The 2343-nt window shown below is 68.6% G+C and carries 3 protein-coding genes; all 3 read right to left on the minus strand.

Annotated features, from left to right (window positions below; genetic code table 11):
• Positions 1–139: 139 nt before the first annotated feature.
• A complete protein-coding gene (locus tag FH608_RS51075) occupies positions 140–469 on the minus strand; it encodes a hypothetical protein (RefSeq protein WP_139638459.1) in 330 nt (109 codons plus the stop codon).
• 9 nt (positions 470–478) lie between these two features.
• The gene (locus tag FH608_RS51080) at positions 479–1177 is read right to left on the minus strand and encodes a DUF2637 domain-containing protein (protein WP_139638460.1); all 699 of its coding nucleotides are present in this window, start codon (positions 1175–1177) and stop codon (positions 479–481) included.
• A gap of 21 nt (positions 1178–1198) precedes the next feature.
• A partial coding sequence (locus FH608_RS51085) for an FtsK/SpoIIIE domain-containing protein (RefSeq protein WP_139638461.1) occupies positions 1199–2343 on the minus strand: 1145 nt, incomplete at its 5' end.

Consider the following 2343-nt stretch of genomic DNA (forward strand, 5'->3'; position numbering starts at 1 on the left):
CGCGGTACTTACGCGGATGAGCGCGGTCGGGGTACGCCCTGGACATCCCGGTGACGGTGAAGACCTCGCGGAGGTGGATCATGCCGAGCGTGATCTCCGCGCGGTTTCCTTCGAGGCGGATTCGCATAGTGGTGGTCTCCTAGCTGGGGTCGGGGCTGATGCAGCCGCGGTAGCTGCTGTCTGCGTTGTGGCGGGCTCGGGCGGCGGCGAGGATCGCCACGGCGCGGTACTCGACCGGTCCGAAGAAGACGGAGGTCGCGTAATGGCCGTACGGCGAGTCCTCGAAGTCGATGTCGGAGCCGACGCGAGCGGCGATCCGGTCGACCTCGGCGCGTAGGTCGTCGTCGTTGTCGTGGTTCGGGAAGTGGTGGAGGGTAAGGCTGGACGAGGCGGGCACGTCCGGGTGGGTTTCCAGGAAGATGGCCAGGTTGAGCAGGCCGTTGATCAAGGCTCTGCGGTGGTCGTCCATGGGTCTCCTTCAGGCGTTTTCTGATGTGCACCGCAGGGTGCGGAGCAGGTCCGAGGCGAGTTGGTTGGACACGCCCAGGCGGGCGCGGAGCAGCTCGCGGGTAATGGGCTTGCCGTGCTTGGTGTGGTGTTCAGCGGCGACGCGGCGGGCGTAGTCGATCAGTTGCGGGTTGGGCGCGGGTCCGTCGTCCTGGCCGGCCTCGTTGGCGGGGACGAGGGCGGGACGCTCCGCTGGCGGGATGGCCTGCGTTCTGTCCGGGACGGACGGGGACGCCGTCGCCCAGGACGAGGACGTCTCCGGGACGTCCGGGGACGGGTCGGTACGGGTGGCAGTGGCGCGGCGTTCGAGCATGGAGACCGCGACCAGGAAGGCGCCCGCCGGGGTGGCGGCGGTGATCCAGCCCCAAACGGTCGGGGCGGCCTGTTGCAGGTTGGCCGCCAGCGAGAGGACGATACCGCCGGTCAGGACCAGGACCGGCCAGGAGACGAGGCCACGCCGTACTTTGCCCGCCTTCCTGTCACGCTGGCGTTCGCGGGCAGCCATGACGCAGGTCAGGTCTATACAGATGGCGATGGCCCAAGCCATCCAGCCCTGCTGACCGTTCTCGGTGGCGGTGTCGCGGATGTGGGTGAAGGAACCGGCACCTGCGATGGCGGCCAGGACGAGCACGGGTCCGGTGTCGAGCAGCCAGGCGGCGAAGCGGCGCATCTCGTTCCTCCTCTCGGTTCGTCAGGCGGTCTGCGAGTCGGGCGTCTGGTGACGGTGGACCGCCATGACCTCGTCCCAGGACGGCGCGAGGTCGGCGTAGAGGCGGGCGGCGTGTTCGGCGGCCTGCTCGCTGACGTAGAAGGAGCGGGCCCGGTACCACTGACCGTCCTGTGAGGCGACGATGGCGACGCCGGGTGTCTCGGCGGCGATGGCACGAGCGGAATCGAGCGCGGCCGGGTCGAGGTCGCCGAGCGTCATGGTGGCGGTCTCGGGATCGTTGACCCGATGGCAGATCCGACCAGAACACTGAGCGCGAAGGGCGGTGACACCGGGTCCGAGGTCGGAGCCGATGCGCTGGCCGCAGCAGAACAGGTAGATGCCGAACGCCCGCCCGAGCTGCGCCACCCGTAGCAGCGCGGTCGAGGTCTTGGCGATCTCGTCCTTCTCGGACTTGTCAGCCATCAGGTAGAGCTCGGCCAACTCGTCCACCAGGACCACGACCGGAACCGGACGCATACCGGGTGGGAGCTGCCAGATGTTGCGCGCCGAGGCCATCCGGCACATGCCCATGCGATCGGTCATCAGCGCTACCAGGTCGTCGAGCAGGCCGCCGCATTCAGCCCTGCTCGTGGCCAGTGCGGACAGCCGCGAGGCGTACGGGGTGAACTCCACCCCGCCCTTGAGGTCGAAGCCGACCAGGGCGACGGGTTGCGGTGCCAGGCCGACGATGAGCGCGTTGGCAAGATTGGACTTGCCGGACTGTGTGGCCCCCGCGTTGATCCAATGCGGGACGGTCTTGAAGTCGACGACCCACGGTCCACCTGTCTCCAGGCGTCCAACGGTGACCTTGAGCAGTTCCGTGGAGGGCGGGAGTTCGTCGACCTTGACCAATGGGTCACGCATGGTGGCGGCCAGACGTACCCGTCCCGGCTTATCGGACGAGACGCGCACGGCGTGCACGCCCCAGGAGTGCGCCAACCGTTCGGCGACGTCGGCGTAGTCGGCTGGAATCTGCCCTTCCAGGGTGTGCAGGGTGACACGCCAACCGTGGCGGGTCGGCATGGGCAGCCACATGAAGGGTGCGGTGTCCACGGCGATGCGCTGGAAGCGGCGCCTGACCCGGACGACACCGGTCGAGGCCACCAGGCCCGGAACGGTGGTGAACC

The organism is Nonomuraea phyllanthi (assembly GCF_006334985.2).
Lineage (GTDB): Bacteria > Actinomycetota > Actinomycetes > Streptosporangiales > Streptosporangiaceae > Nonomuraea > Nonomuraea phyllanthi.